This window comes from Corallococcus silvisoli, assembly GCF_009909145.1.
Taxonomy (GTDB): Bacteria; Myxococcota; Myxococcia; order Myxococcales; family Myxococcaceae; genus Corallococcus; species Corallococcus silvisoli.
Genome location: NZ_JAAAPJ010000008.1, coordinates 80,857 through 97,127, shown reverse-complemented (window position 1 = coordinate 97,127; position 16,271 = coordinate 80,857). Strand labels below are relative to the sequence as shown.

The following is a 16,271-nucleotide window of genomic DNA, read 5'->3' as shown; positions in this document are numbered from 1 at the left end:
CCATGCTCTGGAATCCCCTTGTAGTGGGCGCGGGACCCCGGCATGAGCCCCGCTGAAGCAGAAACACCAAGGAGACGAAATGGCTGGCGACGTGATCAACATCGGAGATTCGGATTTCGAGCAGCAGGTGCTGGCCTCGCAGGAGCCCGTGCTCGTGGACTTCTGGGCCACCTGGTGCGCCCCCTGCCGGGCCATCGCCCCCTCCGTCGAGGCGCTGTCCACGCAGTACAAGGGCCAGGTGCGCTTCGCGAAGCTCAACATCGACGACAACCAGGACACGCCCCAGAAGTACGGCATCCGCTCCATCCCCACCCTGCTGCTCTTCAAGGGCGGCAAGGTCGTGGAGCAGATCGTCGGGGCCGTGCCGAAGTCGCGCATCGAAGACGCGGTCAAGAAGGCGCTCTAGTCTCCAGCGCCCCCGGTGACGGCCCGCCCAACCGCGGGCCCCGTCCCCCCACGTCCCCTCCCACGGATGACGCGCCTGGTCTTCAACCGCCAGGATTCGCGCTCGGTGAGAGGGGACGCTTCGCTTGATGCTCCCCAACCAGACACCCGGCCGTGACACCCCCCGCGTTCGATATGTCTGTAGAAAGACAACTCACCGCGACGGTAAGGGCTTTCACGTACCGGGTACTGGAAGCCCCCCGAGGGAGACGTTTCTCTCCGCTTGAGACAAACGCCTTGCTGGTCCGGATGGACGATCCTCCCGTCATGTTTTGTTCAACAGCCATTGAAATTGCATTACGAGTCAAACACGACCCCAATATGTCTTGTTGACAGAGTTCGCCACACCAGACAGAAGTCGCGAGTACACGCCTGTCTTGATTGGCGAGTTTCAATAGGAGTTTTCATGGCACGCCTTCGCAAAGAATTGACCTCGCAAGCGCCGCTGACCCCTGCCCTGACGTCTTGGGCGGAGGCATTGGGCGACGCCATCGGCCGCGGCATGCTGCGCGCGCTGAACACGGGGATGCCGGGAATGGGAAGTGTGACGCCGTCGCCGGGCAATGGCTCGATGATGGCGGGCCGCCGCCGGGGACGTCCCCCCAAGACGGTGGCGGGCGGCCCGGTGCCCATGGACCGCCGCTGCACCGTGAATGGCTGCACCCGGGAGCAGCGCTCCAAGGGCCTGTGCTCCGCGCACTACCAGGCCGAGCGCCGCCGGCAGATCGCCACCGGCAAGCCGGCCTGAGCAGGCCTCCGGAGGCCTACTCGCCGCGCCAGGGGTCTCCGGGCGTGGTGGCCTTGAGCAGCTCCCAGGCCGCCATCACGTCGATGACCCGCTCCAGCTCATTGGGCAGGGAGCGGGCGCGCTGGGATTTGAGATAGTCCTCCGTGAAAGCACGCAGACGCATGCCCAGGAAGAGCCGGGCGAGCGCCACCTCCGTCTGTCCGGAGAAGTCCAGGAAGCGCAGGGCGAACCCGCTGCGGCCCTCCTCCTCCGGGCCGCGCTCCTCGCGGACGATCTCCGCGCGAGCCTCCACGGGGGCCGCCCCTTCCTCCAGCGCGAAGCGCGTGCGCACCACCGTGCCCATGGGCAGGAAGAAGGTGCTCGCCAGGAACGCGCCGCTGACGCTCACGTTGATGGACATCAGGTTGGCGGAGAAGCGCCGGCCCCCTGCCCCATCATCCACCCAGAGGTCGAAGTGCGTGGCCAGCTGCGCGCGCGGGAAGTGCCGGTGCTCCGGCTCCCCCTGATTCATCTCAATGCGCGGGGCCACGCCCGGCAACGGCGCGGCGCGCGGGACGCCCACCGGAGGCACGAACGGGCGGGGGGCCTCCACGCCCTCCGGCCCACGAACGCCCGTGCCGGCCTTCACCCCAGTCGCGCCCTTCCTCTGAACCACCATCGGAGCCTCCGGCCGTCAGAACATGTGACGGCGCATGCTGATGTTCACCAGCAGCCCGATGCACAACATCACCGACAGCATCGAGGAGCCGCCATAGCTCATGAGGGGCAGCGTGATGCCCGTCACTGGCAACAGGCCAATGACCATGCCGATGTTTTCGAACACCTGCCAGAAAAGTGTGGCCACCACCCCCACCGCGACGAACGCTCCAAAACGGTCTCGCGCGTTGAAGCCCACGCCCAGTCCGAGAATGAAGATGCCACCGTAGAGCAGGAGCAATAGGAGACAGGAGAAGAAGCCGTGCTCCTCGGCCCACACGGAAAAGATGAAGTCCGTGTGCTGTTCCGGCAGGAAGCGCAGACCTGTCTGGGTTCCCTCACGCCAGCCCTTGCCGGTGAGCCCTCCGCTGCCCACGGCGATCTTCGACTGGGCGGCGTGGTAGCCGCTGCCGCGGAGATCCGCTTCGGGGTCCAACCATCCAGAGATGCGCTGGCTCTGGTGCTTCTTGAGGAAGTGGCGCACGACGGTGGAGCGCGGCTCGGGCATCTCCCGCACGTAGTCGTTCCAGATGATGAGACCGCCCACCAGCACCCCGGCCACCAGCACCCCGGCCAGCTGCCAGCGCACCTTGCCGAAGAGGATGACGGTGCCGGCGGACAGGAAGATCATCAGCGCGGTGCCCAGGTCCGGCTGCACCAGCACCAGGAGGAAGGGCACCATCACCACCAGCACCGGCTTCCACAGCCGGACCAGCCCATAGGACGGTTGGTTGGGCTGGAAGTCGTCGTGGTAGACCTTGGCGAGCATCAGGACGACGCCAATCTTCATGAACTCCGCGGGCTGCAGGCGGAACGGGCCAATGACGAACCAGCTCTCCGCGCCCTTCGCCGTGTGCCCCACCAGCCGCAAGGCCAGCAGCGCCAGGATGTTGAGCACGTAGACGGGGAAGGCCATCCGCTGGATCCACCGGTAGTCCACCAGGCAGACCATCAGCACCGCGCCCAGGCCCACGGCCAGGTAGAGCGCCTGGCTGGTCCACACCGGCGCCATGGGGGGCCGGGACGCGGACGCCAGGTTCCAGATGCCCAGCGCGCACACGCCCAGCACGCACACGATGAGCCCCCACGGCACGTGGGGCATCATCCGGCGCTCAATCCGCAGTTGCACTGTCGTCTCCGGTTTCCGAGGGCGGCTGGATGGGTTCGCCCGGCAGGTTCACCTTGGGCGGAGGCACCACGGCGCGCGTGAGCGCGGCCTGGTCCAGGCTGGGCTCGGGCGGCAGTGACGGGGTGTAGGGCTGGTTGGCGCGGGGCGGCGGGGACGTGGCGTCCTGCGCCTTCAGCTCGAAGTACTTCTTCATCACCGCCAGCGCCGTGGGGGCCGCGTCCACGCCGCCGTGGCCGCCGTGCTCGTTGAGCACCACCACCGCCAGCTCCGGCTTGTCCGCGGGCGCGAACCCGGCGAACCACGCATGGTCGCGCTCGAAGTAGCTCATCTGGTTCGTCTTCAGCCGCACCGTGCCGATGCGCGCCACCTGCGCGGTGCCCGTCTTCGCCGCCACCAGCATGTCCGGGGGCAGGCCCGACTTGAGCTTGGCGCGGTACGCGGTGCCGCCGGGCTCCTGCGCGACCGCCTCCAGCCCCTCCACGATGGCCTTCAGGTGCGCGGGGTTGATCTCCACCTTGGACACCACCTCCGGCTTGAACTCCTCCATCACCTGCCCATCCAGGTTCTCCAGCCGCTGCACCAGCTGCGGCTTGTAGAGCGTCCCGCCGTTGGCGACGGCCGCGTACACCAGCGCCATCTGCAGGGGCGTCGCGTTGTCGTCGCCCTGCCCGATGGCGCTGTTGAGCGCCATGCCCTTGGTGTATCCGCCAGGAGAGGCTTTGTCGTGGTACGCGCTGGACGGCATGATGCCCGGCACCTCCGCCACCACCGAGATGCCGGTGGGGCGGCCCAGGCCCAGCGACTTGCCCATCTCCGCGATGGGGTCCAGGCCGATGGTGTCCGCCACCTTGTAGAACCACGAATCACACGACGCCTTCATCGCGCCCCGGCCGTCCAGGGGACCGTGGCCGCTGTCCTTGTGGCAACGCCAGACACGCGCGCCCAGCCGGTAGCCGCCGGAGCAGTTCACCACCGTCTCCGGGCGGAACAGGCCGGACTTGAAGGCAGCCAGCTGGGTGATGACCTTGAAGGTGGAGCCGGGGCTGTAGTGCTCGGCCGCCACGCGGTTGATCATCGGGTGGAGGGGGTCCCGGGCCAGCGTGGACATCTGCGCGGGCGTCACACGGCCGGTGAGCAGGTTGGGGTCGAAGCCGGGCCGGGACACCAGCGCCTTGATGAAGCCGGTGTTCACGTCGATGGCCACCACCGCGCCCGTGACGCCCGGGAACGCGCGCTCCGCCTCCTCCTGCAAGCGCATGTCGAGGGAGAGCACCAGGTTGCTGCCAGCCGTGGGAGGAATGACCGCGTTCTCCCCCAGCTTGTCGTTGAGTTCTTCAATCGTCTGGCCGCGCGCGTTCACCACTTCCTTGCGCACGCCGTCCTGGCCGCGCAGCTTGGATTCGAAGTAGCGCTCCAGGCCGCGCCGGCCGATGTAGTCGCCCAGCGCGTACTTCGCGCCGTCCCCATTGAGGCGCTCCAGCTCCTCCATGGTGATTTCATTCATGTAGCCCAGCACGTGCGACAGCACCGTGTCCGCGCGGTAGTTGCGGTGCGGCACGGGCACCACCTCCACGCCGTCCAGGATGTCGCGCCGGGCGTTGAGCCGGTCGTACTCGTCGCGGGTCAGGTCCACGCGCACCGGGACCGGCTGGAAGGGCGCGTTGCGGCGGCTGGCGCGCACCAGGTCCTCAATCTTCTTGCGCTGCTCGGGGTCCCACTGGAGCAGCTCCCCCAGGCGGGGAATCACCTGATCGAAGCAGTCCGTGCAGAAGGCGGGCGTGACGAAGGCGTCGAAGGAGGGGCGGCTGTCCACCAGGATGGTGCCGCGCGCGTCCTTGATGACGCCCCGGTCCGCGCGCAGGCGCACCTCCTTCACGAAGTTCGCCACGCTCTTGGCGGCGTACTCCTCGTGGCGGATGAGCTGGAGCCGGTACAGCTGGATGGCCAGCGCCACCATGCCCAGCGACATGGCCAGGCCCAGCCACAGGAAGCGGCGCTTGAGGTCCCGGCCCGGGGTGGTGTTGCCAATGGTCGGAGGCGTCAACGGAGCAACCCCGCCGGACGCTCCTGCGCGACCTCGAAGCGCTTGAACAGCGGGAAGAGCACCAGCGCCGCCGCGCCCGTGAGGGCCAGCTGCACCGGCATGCCGGAGAGCAGCGGCGCGGTGGAGCCCTCCTTCACCGTGAGCCAGGTGAAGAACGTGGACAGCAGGCCGTGCCCCAGGTCCGCGCCCATGGCGAACAGCGCGAAGGCCACCGGGCCGCGCACGTCCACGAAGGACGCCACCAGCCGGCCCACCAGGAAGGTGAACACCGCCAGGAACGTGAACAGGCCGGTGGGCTGGCCGCTCATCAGGTCCAGCAGATAGCCCACCGCGAAGGCGGAACAGGCGCCCTCCGTGAGGCTTGCCCGGAGCGCGAGGAAGGCCACCAGCACCACCGTGACGTCCACGCGCCCCAGCACCAGCCCCACCTGCTGGACGAACACCGACTCCAGCGTGAGCAACACCAGCGCCAGGATGACTGTCACCAGGAACTTCATTTCTGCGCGCCTTCCGCCGAGGCCCCGCCGGAGGCCATCGCACTGTAGGGGCTGCCCACGACGAGCACCTCCTCCAACCGGCTGGTGTCCACCGCCGGCTGGATGTCCGCGCCCTGGAACATGCCGTGCTCCTTCTTCTCCAGCTGCGTCACCCGCCCCACGACCAGCCCCGGCGGATAGATGCCGTCCGTGCCGGAGGTGATGATGAGGTCGCCGTCCTCCACGTCCTCCGTGCGCAGCATGTTCTCCAGGTTCAGGGGGCCGTTGCCCGCGCCCGCCGCGGTGCCGCGCGCCCGCGAGCGCTGCACCCGCACCGCCACCCGGCTCTGCGGATCCGTCACCAGCGCCACGTCCGCGTACCCGCCCGTGGAGCGGATGACCTGCCCGACGATGCCGTCCGGCGTCACCACCGACATGCCCCGGAACACCCCGTCCTTCTCCCCGCTGCTGATCCGCACCGACAGGAGCTTGGCCACCGGGTTCACGCCCACCACCCGCGCCGGGATCTCCGCGCCCGGGGAGGCCTCCGCGTACGCCAGCAGCTTGCGCAGGCGCCCGTTCTCCGAGCGCGTCTCCCCCAGGGCCTGCACCGTCGCCCGGAGCTGCAGGTTCTCCAGCCGCAGCGCGTCATTGTCCTGACGGACGCCGCGCAGGTCCAGGTAGTTGCGCACCGCGGCCACGGCGCCATCGATGCCGGCGGTGAGCCCCTGCTGCACGGGGGCCGTGAGGGCGATGACGCCCCGGTCGACGAAGTTCGGATCGCGCCCTCGCCGGCCGCCCAGCAGGAAGGCACCCAGGGGGTACAAGAGGAGGGCGGTCACGAGGAGGAAGCGGCGGTACCGCTTGAGGAGAGACAGCACGGACGGGGGCTTTCCCGGGGTGGGCGAGGACGGCGGTTGAAGGGGGGAAGGGGCGGGCTAAGCTCTCTGAATCGCTTGCATTTTCCGGTCTGTTGTCCTAGGCAGTCAAGGCCCGGATGAGGGGGTGTTGACACTGATGCATCCCCACCGGCCGGGCTACCAACAACACGGCGCCGCGAGACCTTCCGCAAGGTGAATCGCGGGCGCTTCCGACCGTGAAGTGACCACAATGGACGGTTTGAATCCCCGGAAGGTCTTCTCCCTCCTGTTCATCATCGGCATCGCCGTGGTGTTCACGCTCCAGTTCGGCCCGGGCAGCAACGGGTTCGGCTCTGGCGGTGGTGGCCAGGCGCCCGGCACCGGCGCGGCGGCGACCGTGAACGGGAAGGAGATCCCCCTGCGCGACTTCAGCATGGCCTGGTCGCGGCAGATGAACTTCCTGCGCTCGCAGGGCAACCCCATCCCGGAGTCGGTGGCCCGCCAGTTCGGCCTGGACAAGCAGGTGCTCGACCGCCTGGTGAACGCGGAGCTGCTCGCCCAGTCGGCGGAGCGCCACGGCATCACGCCGTCGGATGAGGAGCTGCGCAAGCTCATCCACGAGAACACGGACTTCCACTCCAAGGAGGGGGCGTTCGACTTCGCCCGCTACCAGCAGGTGCTGCGCGACTTCTACCGCCGCACGCCGCAGGAGTACGAGCAGGAGCTGCGGCGCCAGATGGCCGCCCAGAAGATGCTGGACGTGGTGCGCACGGGGGCGGTGGTGTCGGACGACGAGGTCCGCGCCCGCTACGAGAAGGAAGGCAACCAGGCGAAGCTGGTGTTCGCCCGCTTCCTGCCCACGATGTACGCGGACAAGGTCCCGGCGCCCACGGCCGCGCAGCTGGCGGCGTTCCAGAAGGCGCACGAGAAGGAGATCGCCGACTATTACGCGGCGAACAGCTTCGTCTACAACGTGCCGGAGCGGATCCGCGCCCGGCAGATCCTCGTGCAGGTGGCCCCGGACGCGACGGCCGAGCAGAAGGCCCAGGCGAAGGCGAAGGCCGAGGCGCTGCGCAAGGAGCTGGAGGGCGGCAAGGACTTCGCCACGCTGGCGAAGGCGAGCAGCGACGACACCGCCACCAAGGCCAAGGGCGGCGAGCTGGGCTGGGTGGAGCGCACCACGTGGGATCCGGCGCTGGCCAACGCGGCGTTCGCGCTCAAGGCCGGGGAAGTGACGCAGCCGGTGGAGTCCCCGCTGGGCCTGCACCTGGTGAAGGTGGAGGAGAAGAAGGACGCCCAGAACAAGAAGCTGGAGGACGTGAAGGGCGAGATCGCCACCACCCTCTACAAGCAGGACCAGGCGAAGGGCCTGGCGAAGGCGGAGGCCGCCAAGGCGCTGGCGGCGGCCAAGGCTGGCAAGTCGCTGAAGGAGCAGTTCCCGGTGGCCCCCGGCCAGCAGCCGGCGCTGCTGCGCTTCGAGGCGGAGACGAAGCCGGAGGCGGTGGAGACGGACAGCTTCACCGCGGCGGGTGACTCCGTGCCGCACCTGGGCCCGGCGCCGGAGCTGGTGAAGGCCACCTTCGGAGCCTCCGGCCCGGTGGTGCTGGACGAGGTCTTCACCGTGGGCGAGGCGAACGTCGTCGCGCAGGTGGTGGAGCGCGAGAAGCCGGACACCGCGGGCTTCGACAAGCGCAAGGAGGAGCTGCGCAGCCAGGCGCGTCAGGCCAAGCAGATCGAGCTGACGGAGTCCTTCCTCAAGTCGCTCAAGAAGACCGGCAACGTCGTCACCAACACCGAGGCCATCGACTCGGTGCTGGGCTCCGCGGGGTAGTCAGCCTTCGGAGCGGGCGTAGGGGACCTCTCGCGGGGTCCCCTCCCCCGTGGGGGCTTCGGCCACGGCGATCCGGTCGCGCCCCCGGCCCTTGGCCGCGTACATGGCGAAGTCCGCCGCGCGGATGAGGTCCACGGACGTCGTGGCGTGCCCCGGGAAGGACGCCACCCCGACGCTCGCGGTGAGCGCCACGTCCAGCCCCTGCTCGCGCAGGAAGCGCTGGCCGCGGAACGCCTCGCAGATGCGCTGGGCGATGACCTGGGCACCCTCGGTGTCCGTTTCAATCAGCATCACCGCGAACTCGTCGCCGCCGTAGCGGAAGACGGCGTCCAGGTTGTGGCGCCCCAGGCTGATGAGCAGGTCGCCCACCTCCTTGAGCGTCGCGCTGCCCACCAGGTGCCCGTGCCGGTCGTTGATGGACTTGAAGTGGTCCAGGTCCAGGAACACGAGCGACAGCGGGTGCCGGAAGCGCGCCGAGCGCTTCACCTCCTGCTCCAGCTGCGCGCGCAGGTGCCGCGCGTTGAAGCAGCCGGTGTGCTCGTCGGTGATGGTGAGCTCCTGCACGCGGCGGAAGTTGCGCGCGTTCTCGATGGCGATGGCCGCGTAGTCCGCGATGGCCGTGAGGGTGGTGAGGTCCTCGGGCGTGAAGGTGGGCTCGGTGGGGCCGTTGACCAGCTCGATCACCCCCAGGACGCGCTCGCGCGCCACCAGGGGGACGGCGAGCAGTGAGCGGGTGTGGAAGGCGGAGGCCTCGTCGAAGCGGGGCGCGAAGCTGGGGTCGCCGCCCACGTCGTGGACGAGCCGCGCGGTGCCGGAGGCGAACACCGCCCCGGCGATGCCCTCCCCCGGGTTGAGCTGGAGGGCCTTGAGCGCCTCGGCGCCCTCGCCCACGGCGATCTCGAAGTAGAGCTTTCCGCTGCGCTCATCCTGCAGGATGAGCGACCAGTTGCGCGGCTTGAGCAGCGCGCTGACCTTCTGCATCACGAGCGCGAGCACTTCGCGCAGCTCCAGCGTGGAGGTCAGCGCCTTGGCCATCTCGTTGTAGGCGGCCAGCTGCTCCACTGTCCGCTTCATGGCCGACAGGAGGTCCGCGGGGTTCATCGAGGTGCCCTCTGGAGCGCAAGTCTGCTAAGGCCCGCGAGCGCGTCAAACCCGCACTCGCCCATGGATCCAACCGCTCACTTCGTTCTCGCCTCCGCCTCGCCCCGGCGCAAGGATTTATTGGCCCAACTGGGCCTGCGTTTCACCGTGGCGGCCGCGGATATCGATGAAACGCCGTTCGCCGGAGAAATTGCGCGGAACTACGTCCACCGACTGGCCGTGGAGAAGGCCCGCACGGTGGCCACCCGACACCCGGACGCCTGGGTGCTGGCCGCGGACACCACGGTGGCCCTGGGGTCGGAGCTGCTGGGCAAGCCCCAGGACGCGGCCGAGGCGCGAAGGATGCTCGCCCTGCTGTCCGGACAGGCGCACGAGGTCTTCACCGGCATCGCGGTCGCAGGCCGGGCCCAGGCCTCCCAGGTCGTGCGCACGCAGGTGACGTTCCGCGCGCTCTCCCCGGAGGAGATCGCCTGGTACGCGGACACCGGCGAGCCCCTGGACAAGGCGGGCGCCTACGCCATCCAGGGCAAGGGCGGCTTCCTGGTGGCGGGCATCGACGGCAGTCCCTCGAACGTGGTGGGCCTGCCGCTGGCCGAGACGCTGGCCCTGCTCGCCCAGGTGGGGATGCCGCTGCCCTGGAGCGGGGGCACGCGGTGAACCCCTCCGTGGCGGACCAGCTGGCGCGGGTGCGTGAGCGCGTGGCGAAGGCCTGCGCGAGCGCGGGGCGGCCGGAGTCGTCGGTGACGCTGGTGGCGGTGTCCAAGCTCAAGCCCGCGGCGCTCATCCGCGAGGCGTACGCCGCGGGGCAGCGCGACTTCGGGGAGAACTACGCCCAGGAGCTGCGCGACAAGGCCGTGGAGCTGGCGGACCTGGACGGCCTGCGCTGGCACGCCATTGGCGCGCTGCAGACGAACAAGGTGAAGTACGTGGCCCGCGTCGCGCACGCCTTCCACGCGCTGGAGCGGCTGGACGTCGCCACCGAGCTGTCGAAGCGGCGCGCGGGGATGGCCCCCCTGCCCTGCTACGTGGAGCTGAACCTGGGCGGCGAGGACACCAAGCACGGCCTCGCGCCGGAGGCGCTGCCCGGATTCCTCGCCCAGGTGCGCGCGCTGCCGAACCTCCAGCTGGTGGGCCTGATGGCGCTGCCACCGCCGACGGATGACGTGGCGAGGATGCGCGAGGGCTTCGCCCGCCTGCGTGAGCTTGCCCGGACGCACGCGCTGAGCGCGCTCTCCATGGGCACCACGCACGACTTCGAGCAGGCCATCCTGGAGGGTGCCACCGTCGTGCGCGTGGGGACCGCCATCTTCGGCGATCGCGCGTGAACGGCAATCCGCCGGGGGCTCACAGCTCCCGGAATCGGATCCGCCCCTCCTGGTTGACGCTGACCCGGTACTCGCAACCACAGTAGTTGCAGCGCAGCTCGTCCCCGTCGGTGAACGTGTCATCCACGGGGTTGTTGGCGTTGCAGCCGGGGCAGTCGAACTCCTTGAACACGCGGGTGCCGCTCGCCGCGCCGGCATCCTTCGCGAAGTCGTCGTCGTCGAATTGGAAGTCGTTGGACATGGACGCGACGCTAGCACCGGAGAGGCGCCCGGGTGTGCCCTGGCAGGGCATGCGGGCGGGCGCGGCCGACTGTCCTCCATTTGTCAGCGGAGGGTGCTCCCGGGTACCCCTGCGTGCCTGTCCCGCGCGGCGGAGCACGGACGCGCCTGGAGGGCCGGCGGCCGTACGACTTTGAATGCCGGTGCCCGGCGGTCCGTCCCGGAAATGTCCGGTGGTGGGGGCGGTTGCGCAGCGCGGTTGGATTGGGCGGACCGGCCACCTAACTTGCAGCCAAGGGAGCACACCCGATGCGCAGTCTGTCCAGGTGGGGGTTCACGGCGGCGATGGTGGGACTCATGGGGTCCGCCCTGGCGCATGCCCAGGAGCCCTCCGGCGCGGCCTTCGCCCCGGGTGAGCAGGCCCAGTACCGGGTGCGCTACCTGGGGCTGACGGCGGGCACCGCGACGGTGACCGTGGGCGCGCCCATGATGCAGTGGGGTCAGAGCGTGTGGCCCATCGTGTCGCTGGCGAAGTCCGACGACATGGTCGGCGTCTACCCCATCAAGAGCCGCTTCGTGACGTACTGGGACGCGGGCGCCCAGCGGGTGACGGGCAGCGACCTGCATTCGGAGGAGAACCGCAAGCGCCGCCGCCAGCGCATCCAGCTCACGGCGGACGGCCGGAGCGCCAAGGTCATCAAGCAGAAGGAGAGCGACGCGCCGCGCGAGTCGGACCACGCGCTCCCCGAGGGCACGCTCGATGTCGCGGGCGCGACGTTCATGCTGCGCGGACAGGAGCTGGTGGTGGGCCGCAGCTATGCGTACCCGGTGTTCACCGGCAGCAAGCAGTTCACCATGCGCGCCACCGTGGAGGGCCGGGAGACGCTGACCACTCCTGCGGGCGCGCGCGACACGTTCCGCGTGCGCGTTCACACTGAATTCGAGGGCAGCCTGGCCTCCAACCGCGACATGGTCGCGTACCTCAGCGCGGACAAGCACCACGTCCCGGTTCGCATCGAAGCGGACCTCGCGCTGGGCACGGTGGTGGCGGAGCTGACGGACTACAAGCCGGGCCGCGTGGTGACGGTGGCCCGGGCGGACAACACGGACGACTGAAGCGTCGTCCTCCCATCAGGGAAGGCAGGGGGCATGGGCGTGGGATGGGCATGGGCATGGGCAGTGGCGGCGGTGCTTTCCGCCGCGCCGGGTGGTGTGCAGGTGGTGTCTCCGTTGGTGAAGGTGCGGCCGGACGCGACGCCGAAGGGCGCGAAGGAGGCCCACCTCAGCGCGGCGAAGGGCGAGTGCGAGGGCACGCAGCTGGTGCTTCCGCACGGCGTGACGCGGGTGACGCTGGAGCCCCGGGTCCTCAAGGGGCCGGGCAGGCCGCTCACCGTGGACGCGTGGCGGGAGGCCTACCTGGACGTGAAGACGCCGTCCAACGGCGAGGGCCAGAAGGGCCCCTGGCCCGACGCGCTCGTGCCCCTGTCCGCGCCCGCCAATCCCAAGCTCCCCACCGTCCTCTACGTGGAGGTGTGCGTCCCCCGGAACCAGGCCGCCGGCACCTACCGCGGCAGCCTGAGCGCGAAGGCGGACGGCAAGGAGCTGCCGGCGGTGCCCTTCACCGTGGAGGTGCAGCCGTTCGAGATTCCGGCGACGTCCTCGCTGCCCAACAGCTTCGGCATCTCTCTCTACAGCATCGCGAAGGGGCACGGCATCGCCGCCGACTCACCGGAGGCGAAGGCGCTGCTGCGCGCGTACGGCAAGGCCTTGCTGGAGCACCGCGTGAGCGCGCACGGCATGGGTATGGACCCGCCTCCGGTGAAGTTCCAGGACGGCCGCGCGGTGCTGGACTGGAAGGCGTACGACGCGGAGATGGCGCCCTTCCTGGATGGCAGCCTGCTGCCCTCCGGCGCGCGCTTCACGACGAGCGACGTGCGCGACAACAAGAAGGCCCTCACGGACGCGGAGAAGTCCGCGTACTACCGCGCCTTCCAGCAGCACTTCGAGGACAAGGGCTGGAAGGCGCAGCTCTTCTTCTACGCCAAGGACGAGCCCAAGCCCGAGGACGTGCCGCTCGTGAGGGCGCAGTCCAAGCGCGTGCGCGAAGCGGAGGCCCACATCCCCGTGCTCGTCACCACGCCGCTGGACGCGGCGCTCCAGGGTTCGGCGGACATCCTCGCGCCCACGCTCAACTGCTTCTACCCGCGACCGGGCCCGCAGACGTGCCGCACGGTGGCGAACACCGCGACCGTGCGCTCACGCCTGGCCCCGCGCACGAAGGTGTGGTGGTACCAGAGCTGCAACTCGCATGGCTGCACGGGCGGCCCCCCCGAGGACAAGGCGCAGGACACCGCGTACAGCGGCTGGGCCTCGTACATGGTGGACCACCCCGCCCCGCTCAACCGGGCCATGGGCGTGCTGGCCTACTCCAGCGGCGTGGACGGCGAGCTCTATTACGACACCGTCTTCGCCTACAACACGAAGAAGGATGTCTGGACGGACGTCTTCGAGTTCGGCGGCAACGGGGACGGCACGCTCTTCTACCCGGGCACTCCCGCGAAGCTGGGCGGCGTGGAGCACCAGCCGGTGGTGACGCTGCGGCTCAAACAGATCCGCGACGGCCTGGAGGACTACGAATACCTGCACCTGCTGGCGGCGCTGGGGGACAGCGGTTTCGCGCGGTCCGCGGCGAAGCGGCTGGCCCGGTCCGGCTATGAAATCACCCGGGACCCAGCGGAGTGGGAAGCCGTGCGCCAGGAGGTGACCGAGCGCATCGTGAAGCGATGGTCGGCTGAACAAGCGAAGCGCTCCGGACGTCGGACTTCCGGGGGTACCCCGTAGTCACTCCCCCCTGGGAGGAAGCAGAATGAGCTCCATGCGCACCCTCGTCGCGGCCTGTCTCGCGTTCAGCGCCGTCAGCGCCACCCCGGGTCAGGCCCAGCAGGCCCAGCCCTTCACCCTCCCCTCCGCCCTGCGCCCAGGCGCGGGCGCCGTGGAGGCCAACCCTGACGCGGGGAGCTCCTCCAACCCGGAGTCGAACACCGGGGACGCGGCGTCGGCCGCGTCCGCCAACGAGCCTGTCGTCGCGGTGCAGCCCTGTGAGCGGGGCCTGCCCGCGCTGCGCACGCCTCTGGCCTTCAAGCCTGGAGAGCTGCTCGAGTTCGACCTGGACGCCATGGGCGCCAAGGCGGGCAAGCTCACCATGCGCGTGCAGCGGCCCGTGAGCGGCACGCTGCCGGTGCTGGTGGAGGCGCAGACCAACACGCTCTTCTCCAAGGTGCGCCGGGTGCGCGGCAGCGCGACCAGCTACCTGCACCCCAAGACGCTGCGCCCGTCGCGCTACGCCGAGGAGGCGGTGGAGAACGAGCAGCGCCGCAAGGTGGACGTCGTCTTCGGCGCGCAGGACAAGAGCGTCAAGGTGGACTACCAGGTCAGCGACAAGCCCCGCGGCCACTACGACTACACGTTCGACAAGGACGGCCTGGACGTCGCCGGCGCCATCTACCTCATCCGCCAGCTCCCCCTGAAGAAGGACCTGCCCGTGTGCTTCGACGTGTACGGCATCCGCCGCATGTGGCGGATGACGGCCACCGTGGTGGAGCGCGAGCACGTGTCCCTGCCCCTGGGCGAGTTCGACGCGTGGCACCTGGCCGGCACCGCCGTGCGCCTGGACCGGCCGTCGCAGACGCGCGACGTGCACGTGTGGATCACCGACGACGACCGCCGCCTGCCCCTGGCCGCCGTGGGCGCCATCGATCTGGGCGCGGTGCGCCTCACCCTCTCCGGTGTGAAACGCCCCGGAGAAAAACCCCTGGAGAGCCAGGGCAAGGAAGATCTCAAGTGGTGACGCGGGGTTGAAGCCCCACCCCCCAGCCCGCCTCCTCCGGGAGCGCGGGCTTTTCCTTGCCATCCAAATGAGAGTGGTTTGCAAAGTCAAAACCCCGGGCGTAGGGTGCGCGCCGCTCGATGCGTCCCCAACTCCTGAGTCCTCTCCTGACGTTGCTGTGTGCCCCCCTGTTCCTGCTGCCGCTGGTGGCCCGCGCGGAGGCCCCGCGAAGGGCCGACGAGAATCGCGGACGCCGGACGCGCTTCCTTGATGACGGCCGAGTCGGGGAGGACGAGAAGACGGACACCGTCCTCACGGTGGGCAGCAAGCCGAAGCTCGACCTGGACATCAATGCCTACGCGGACCTCCAGTTCGCGTACTTCAACTACGGGGAGAACCAGAACCGGGCGAACGGGTCCCAGAAGGACTCGCGGCTGGCGTTCGACACGACGCGCCTGTCGCTGGAGCTGGAGGCGGGGCTCCCGGAGTACGGCCTCGAGGCCGAGTTCGAGGTGGAGTTCGAACACGGCGGCACCGGCGCGGCGATGGAGCTCGAGTACGAGGAGTTCGGCGAGTTCGACACCGACGTGGAGAAGGCCGGCGAAGCGATGGTGGAGGAGCTGTACCTGACGAAGAAGCTGGGCCGACAGGTGGAGGTGTCGGTGGGCCGCTTCTACGTCGCGGTGGGCACGCTCTTCTCGGACTACCGCCCCACGGACTACCTGGGCACCACCCGCTCCGAGGCGGAGACGCGGATCATCCCCAACACGTGGAACGACATGGGGATGCAGGTGCGGTGGGACATCCCCTGGGGTGTGCGGCTCACCGGGCAGGTGGTGAACGGGCTGGACTCCACGGGGTTCAATTCGCAGACGTGGGTGGCCACGGGCCTGCAGAAGCGCTTCGAGTTGGTGCGCGCCTCCGACCTGGCGGCGGTGCTGCGCGCGGACGTGCGGCGCTTCGAGGGGTTCACCTTCGGCGTGTCCGCCTACTACGGCGGCACCACGCGCAACCGGCCGAAGCCGGACCTGCTCAAGCAGTGTGATGACGCGAACCCCAACGTGGTGGCGCCGTGCGGGTACGTGAACGCGCCGCTGTTCATCGCGGACGCGCACCTGTCGGTGAAGCGGGGCCGCTGGCGGGCGCACGCGATGGTGATGTACGGCCACCTGGGCAACGCCGCGGCGGTGTCCGCGCGCAACGCGCGCCTGTCCAACCTGCTCAACGTGCTGCGCACGCCGGTGTCCGACAACGCGCTCTCCGCCTGGGGCGAGCTGGGCTACGACATCGCGCCCTCGCTGGGACTCAACGGGAACCACCGGCTGGAGCCGTACGTCCGCGTGGACTTCATGGACTCCCAGTTCAAGCCCCGCGCGGACCTCTTCGACAACCCTCGCTTCGAGCGCACCGTCTACACGGTGGGCGCCAGCTACACGCTCGCGGGGCTCGCCGTCCTCAAGCTGGATTTCGGACACCGGCGCATGGGCAGCTCGGCCTTCCGCCCGGAGAACACGCTCCGGATGTCGACGGGCTTCGTCTACTGATTCGTCACTCCCGACTGTCTGAAACGCA

General features: G+C 69.4%; 16 protein-coding genes. 9 read left to right on the top strand and 7 right to left on the bottom strand.

The window, feature by feature from the left end; genetic code table 11:
* Positions 1-79: 79 nt before the first annotated feature.
* Both trxA and GTY96_RS16955 read left to right on the top strand, forming a co-directional pair.
* Positions 80-406 carry a thioredoxin gene (trxA, locus tag GTY96_RS16960; RefSeq protein ID WP_143901941.1) on the top strand — a complete coding sequence of 109 codons (327 nt, stop codon included), beginning with the start codon at positions 80-82 and terminating at the stop codon, positions 404-406.
* Positions 407-850: 444 nt separating this feature from the next.
* On the top strand, positions 851-1,192 hold the full coding sequence (locus GTY96_RS16955) for a hypothetical protein (protein ID WP_143901943.1): 342 nt from the start codon (positions 851-853) through the stop codon (positions 1,190-1,192).
* Positions 1,193-1,208: 16 nt separating this feature from the next.
* On the opposite strand, the gene GTY96_RS16950 is transcribed toward GTY96_RS16955, so the two are convergent.
* The 5 genes from GTY96_RS16950 to mreC are packed head-to-tail and all read right to left on the bottom strand — an operon-like array spanning position 1,209 to position 6,418.
* Positions 1,209-1,850: a PilZ domain-containing protein gene (locus GTY96_RS16950; protein ID WP_143901945.1), complete on the bottom strand. Its 642-nt coding sequence runs from the start codon at positions 1,848-1,850 to the stop codon at positions 1,209-1,211.
* A 15-nt stretch (positions 1,851-1,865) separates the two neighbouring features.
* The gene (rodA, locus tag GTY96_RS16945) at positions 1,866-2,993 is read right to left on the bottom strand and encodes a rod shape-determining protein RodA (RefSeq protein ID WP_186001924.1); all 1,128 of its coding nucleotides are present in this window, start codon (positions 2,991-2,993) and stop codon (positions 1,866-1,868) included.
* A 7-nt stretch (positions 2,994-3,000) separates the two neighbouring features.
* On the bottom strand, positions 3,001-5,061 hold the full coding sequence (gene mrdA / locus GTY96_RS16940) for a penicillin-binding protein 2 (protein ID WP_143901949.1): 2,061 nt from the start codon (positions 5,059-5,061) through the stop codon (positions 3,001-3,003).
* Positions 5,058-5,558: a hypothetical protein gene (locus tag GTY96_RS16935; RefSeq protein WP_143901951.1), complete on the bottom strand. Its 501-nt coding sequence runs from the start codon at positions 5,556-5,558 to the stop codon at positions 5,058-5,060. The genes mrdA and GTY96_RS16935 overlap by 4 nt, the downstream gene beginning before the upstream one ends.
* Positions 5,555-6,418, bottom strand: a complete 864-nt coding sequence (gene mreC / locus GTY96_RS16930; protein WP_143901953.1) for a rod shape-determining protein MreC — start codon at positions 6,416-6,418, stop codon at positions 5,555-5,557. Before mreC ends, GTY96_RS16935 begins: the two co-directional genes overlap by 4 nt.
* A gap of 229 nt (positions 6,419-6,647) precedes the next feature.
* On the opposite strand from mreC, the gene GTY96_RS16925 reads away from it, so the two are divergent.
* Positions 6,648-8,228, top strand: coding sequence for a peptidylprolyl isomerase (locus GTY96_RS16925; protein WP_143901955.1), 1,581 nt, complete (start codon positions 6,648-6,650; stop codon positions 8,226-8,228).
* Here GTY96_RS16925 and GTY96_RS16920 read toward each other — a convergent pair whose 3' ends face one another.
* Positions 8,229-9,329 carry a GGDEF domain-containing protein gene (locus GTY96_RS16920; RefSeq protein WP_143901957.1) on the bottom strand — a complete coding sequence of 367 codons (1,101 nt, stop codon included), beginning with the start codon at positions 9,327-9,329 and terminating at the stop codon, positions 8,229-8,231. It lies immediately after the preceding gene.
* A gap of 63 nt (positions 9,330-9,392) precedes the next feature.
* Between GTY96_RS16920 and GTY96_RS16915 the strand changes: the two genes are divergently transcribed.
* Together GTY96_RS16915 and GTY96_RS16910 are read left to right on the top strand one after the other, a co-directional pair.
* Positions 9,393-9,986, top strand: coding sequence for a Maf family protein (locus GTY96_RS16915; RefSeq protein ID WP_143901959.1), 594 nt, complete (start codon positions 9,393-9,395; stop codon positions 9,984-9,986).
* Positions 9,983-10,654 (top strand): YggS family pyridoxal phosphate-dependent enzyme, encoded by a 672-nt coding sequence (locus GTY96_RS16910; RefSeq protein ID WP_143901962.1) that lies wholly within the window; start codon positions 9,983-9,985, stop codon positions 10,652-10,654. Before GTY96_RS16915 ends, GTY96_RS16910 begins: the two co-directional genes overlap by 4 nt.
* A 19-nt stretch (positions 10,655-10,673) precedes the next feature.
* Here GTY96_RS16910 and GTY96_RS16905 read toward each other — a convergent pair whose 3' ends face one another.
* Positions 10,674-10,895, bottom strand: a complete 222-nt coding sequence (locus tag GTY96_RS16905) for a hypothetical protein (protein ID WP_143901964.1) — start codon at positions 10,893-10,895, stop codon at positions 10,674-10,676.
* A 287-nt stretch (positions 10,896-11,182) separates the two neighbouring features.
* Here GTY96_RS16905 and GTY96_RS16900 point away from each other — a divergent pair, with 287 nt between their 5' ends.
* The 4 genes from GTY96_RS16900 (at position 11,183) to GTY96_RS16885 (ending at position 16,243) form a co-directional block, all read left to right on the top strand.
* Positions 11,183-11,989: a DUF3108 domain-containing protein gene (locus GTY96_RS16900; RefSeq protein WP_143901966.1), complete on the top strand. Its 807-nt coding sequence runs from the start codon at positions 11,183-11,185 to the stop codon at positions 11,987-11,989.
* 63 nt (positions 11,990-12,052) lie between these two features.
* The gene (locus GTY96_RS16895) at positions 12,053-13,714 is read left to right on the top strand and encodes a DUF4091 domain-containing protein (protein WP_304503214.1); all 1,662 of its coding nucleotides are present in this window, start codon (positions 12,053-12,055) and stop codon (positions 13,712-13,714) included.
* Between the two features lie 25 nt (positions 13,715-13,739).
* Complete coding sequence (locus GTY96_RS16890; protein WP_143901970.1) at positions 13,740-14,720, top strand: DUF3108 domain-containing protein; 981 nt, start codon at positions 13,740-13,742, stop codon at positions 14,718-14,720.
* A 119-nt stretch (positions 14,721-14,839) separates the two neighbouring features.
* Entirely contained in the window at positions 14,840-16,243 is a 1,404-nt protein-coding gene (locus GTY96_RS16885; protein WP_235685671.1) for a hypothetical protein, read from the top strand.
* Positions 16,244-16,271 lie beyond the last annotated feature (28 nt).

Excerpts from the sequence above, each read along its gene's own strand:
- GTY96_RS16920 (WP_143901957.1), bottom strand. The coding sequence starts at position 9,329 with ATGAACCCCGCGGACCTCCTGTCGGCCATGAAGCGGACAGTGGAGCAG.
- GTY96_RS16900 (WP_143901966.1), top strand. The coding sequence starts at position 11,183 with ATGCGCAGTCTGTCCAGGTGGGGGTTCACGGCGGCGATGGTGGGACTC.
- GTY96_RS16925 (WP_143901955.1), top strand. The coding sequence starts at position 6,648 with ATGGACGGTTTGAATCCCCGGAAGGTCTTCTCCCTCCTGTTCATCATC.
- GTY96_RS16955 (WP_143901943.1), top strand. The coding sequence starts at position 851 with ATGGCACGCCTTCGCAAAGAATTGACCTCGCAAGCGCCGCTGACCCCT.
- GTY96_RS16890 (WP_143901970.1), top strand. The coding sequence starts at position 13,740 with ATGAGCTCCATGCGCACCCTCGTCGCGGCCTGTCTCGCGTTCAGCGCC.
- GTY96_RS16905 (WP_143901964.1), bottom strand. The coding sequence starts at position 10,895 with ATGTCCAACGACTTCCAATTCGACGACGACGACTTCGCGAAGGATGCC.
- GTY96_RS16935 (WP_143901951.1), bottom strand. The coding sequence starts at position 5,558 with ATGAAGTTCCTGGTGACAGTCATCCTGGCGCTGGTGTTGCTCACGCTG.
- rodA (WP_186001924.1), bottom strand. The coding sequence starts at position 2,993 with ATGATGCCCCACGTGCCGTGGGGGCTCATCGTGTGCGTGCTGGGCGTG.
- GTY96_RS16950 (WP_143901945.1), bottom strand. The coding sequence starts at position 1,850 with ATGGTGGTTCAGAGGAAGGGCGCGACTGGGGTGAAGGCCGGCACGGGC.
- trxA (WP_143901941.1), top strand. The coding sequence starts at position 80 with ATGGCTGGCGACGTGATCAACATCGGAGATTCGGATTTCGAGCAGCAG.
- GTY96_RS16885 (WP_235685671.1), top strand. The coding sequence starts at position 14,840 with ATGCGTCCCCAACTCCTGAGTCCTCTCCTGACGTTGCTGTGTGCCCCC.
- GTY96_RS16915 (WP_143901959.1), top strand. The coding sequence starts at position 9,393 with ATGGATCCAACCGCTCACTTCGTTCTCGCCTCCGCCTCGCCCCGGCGC.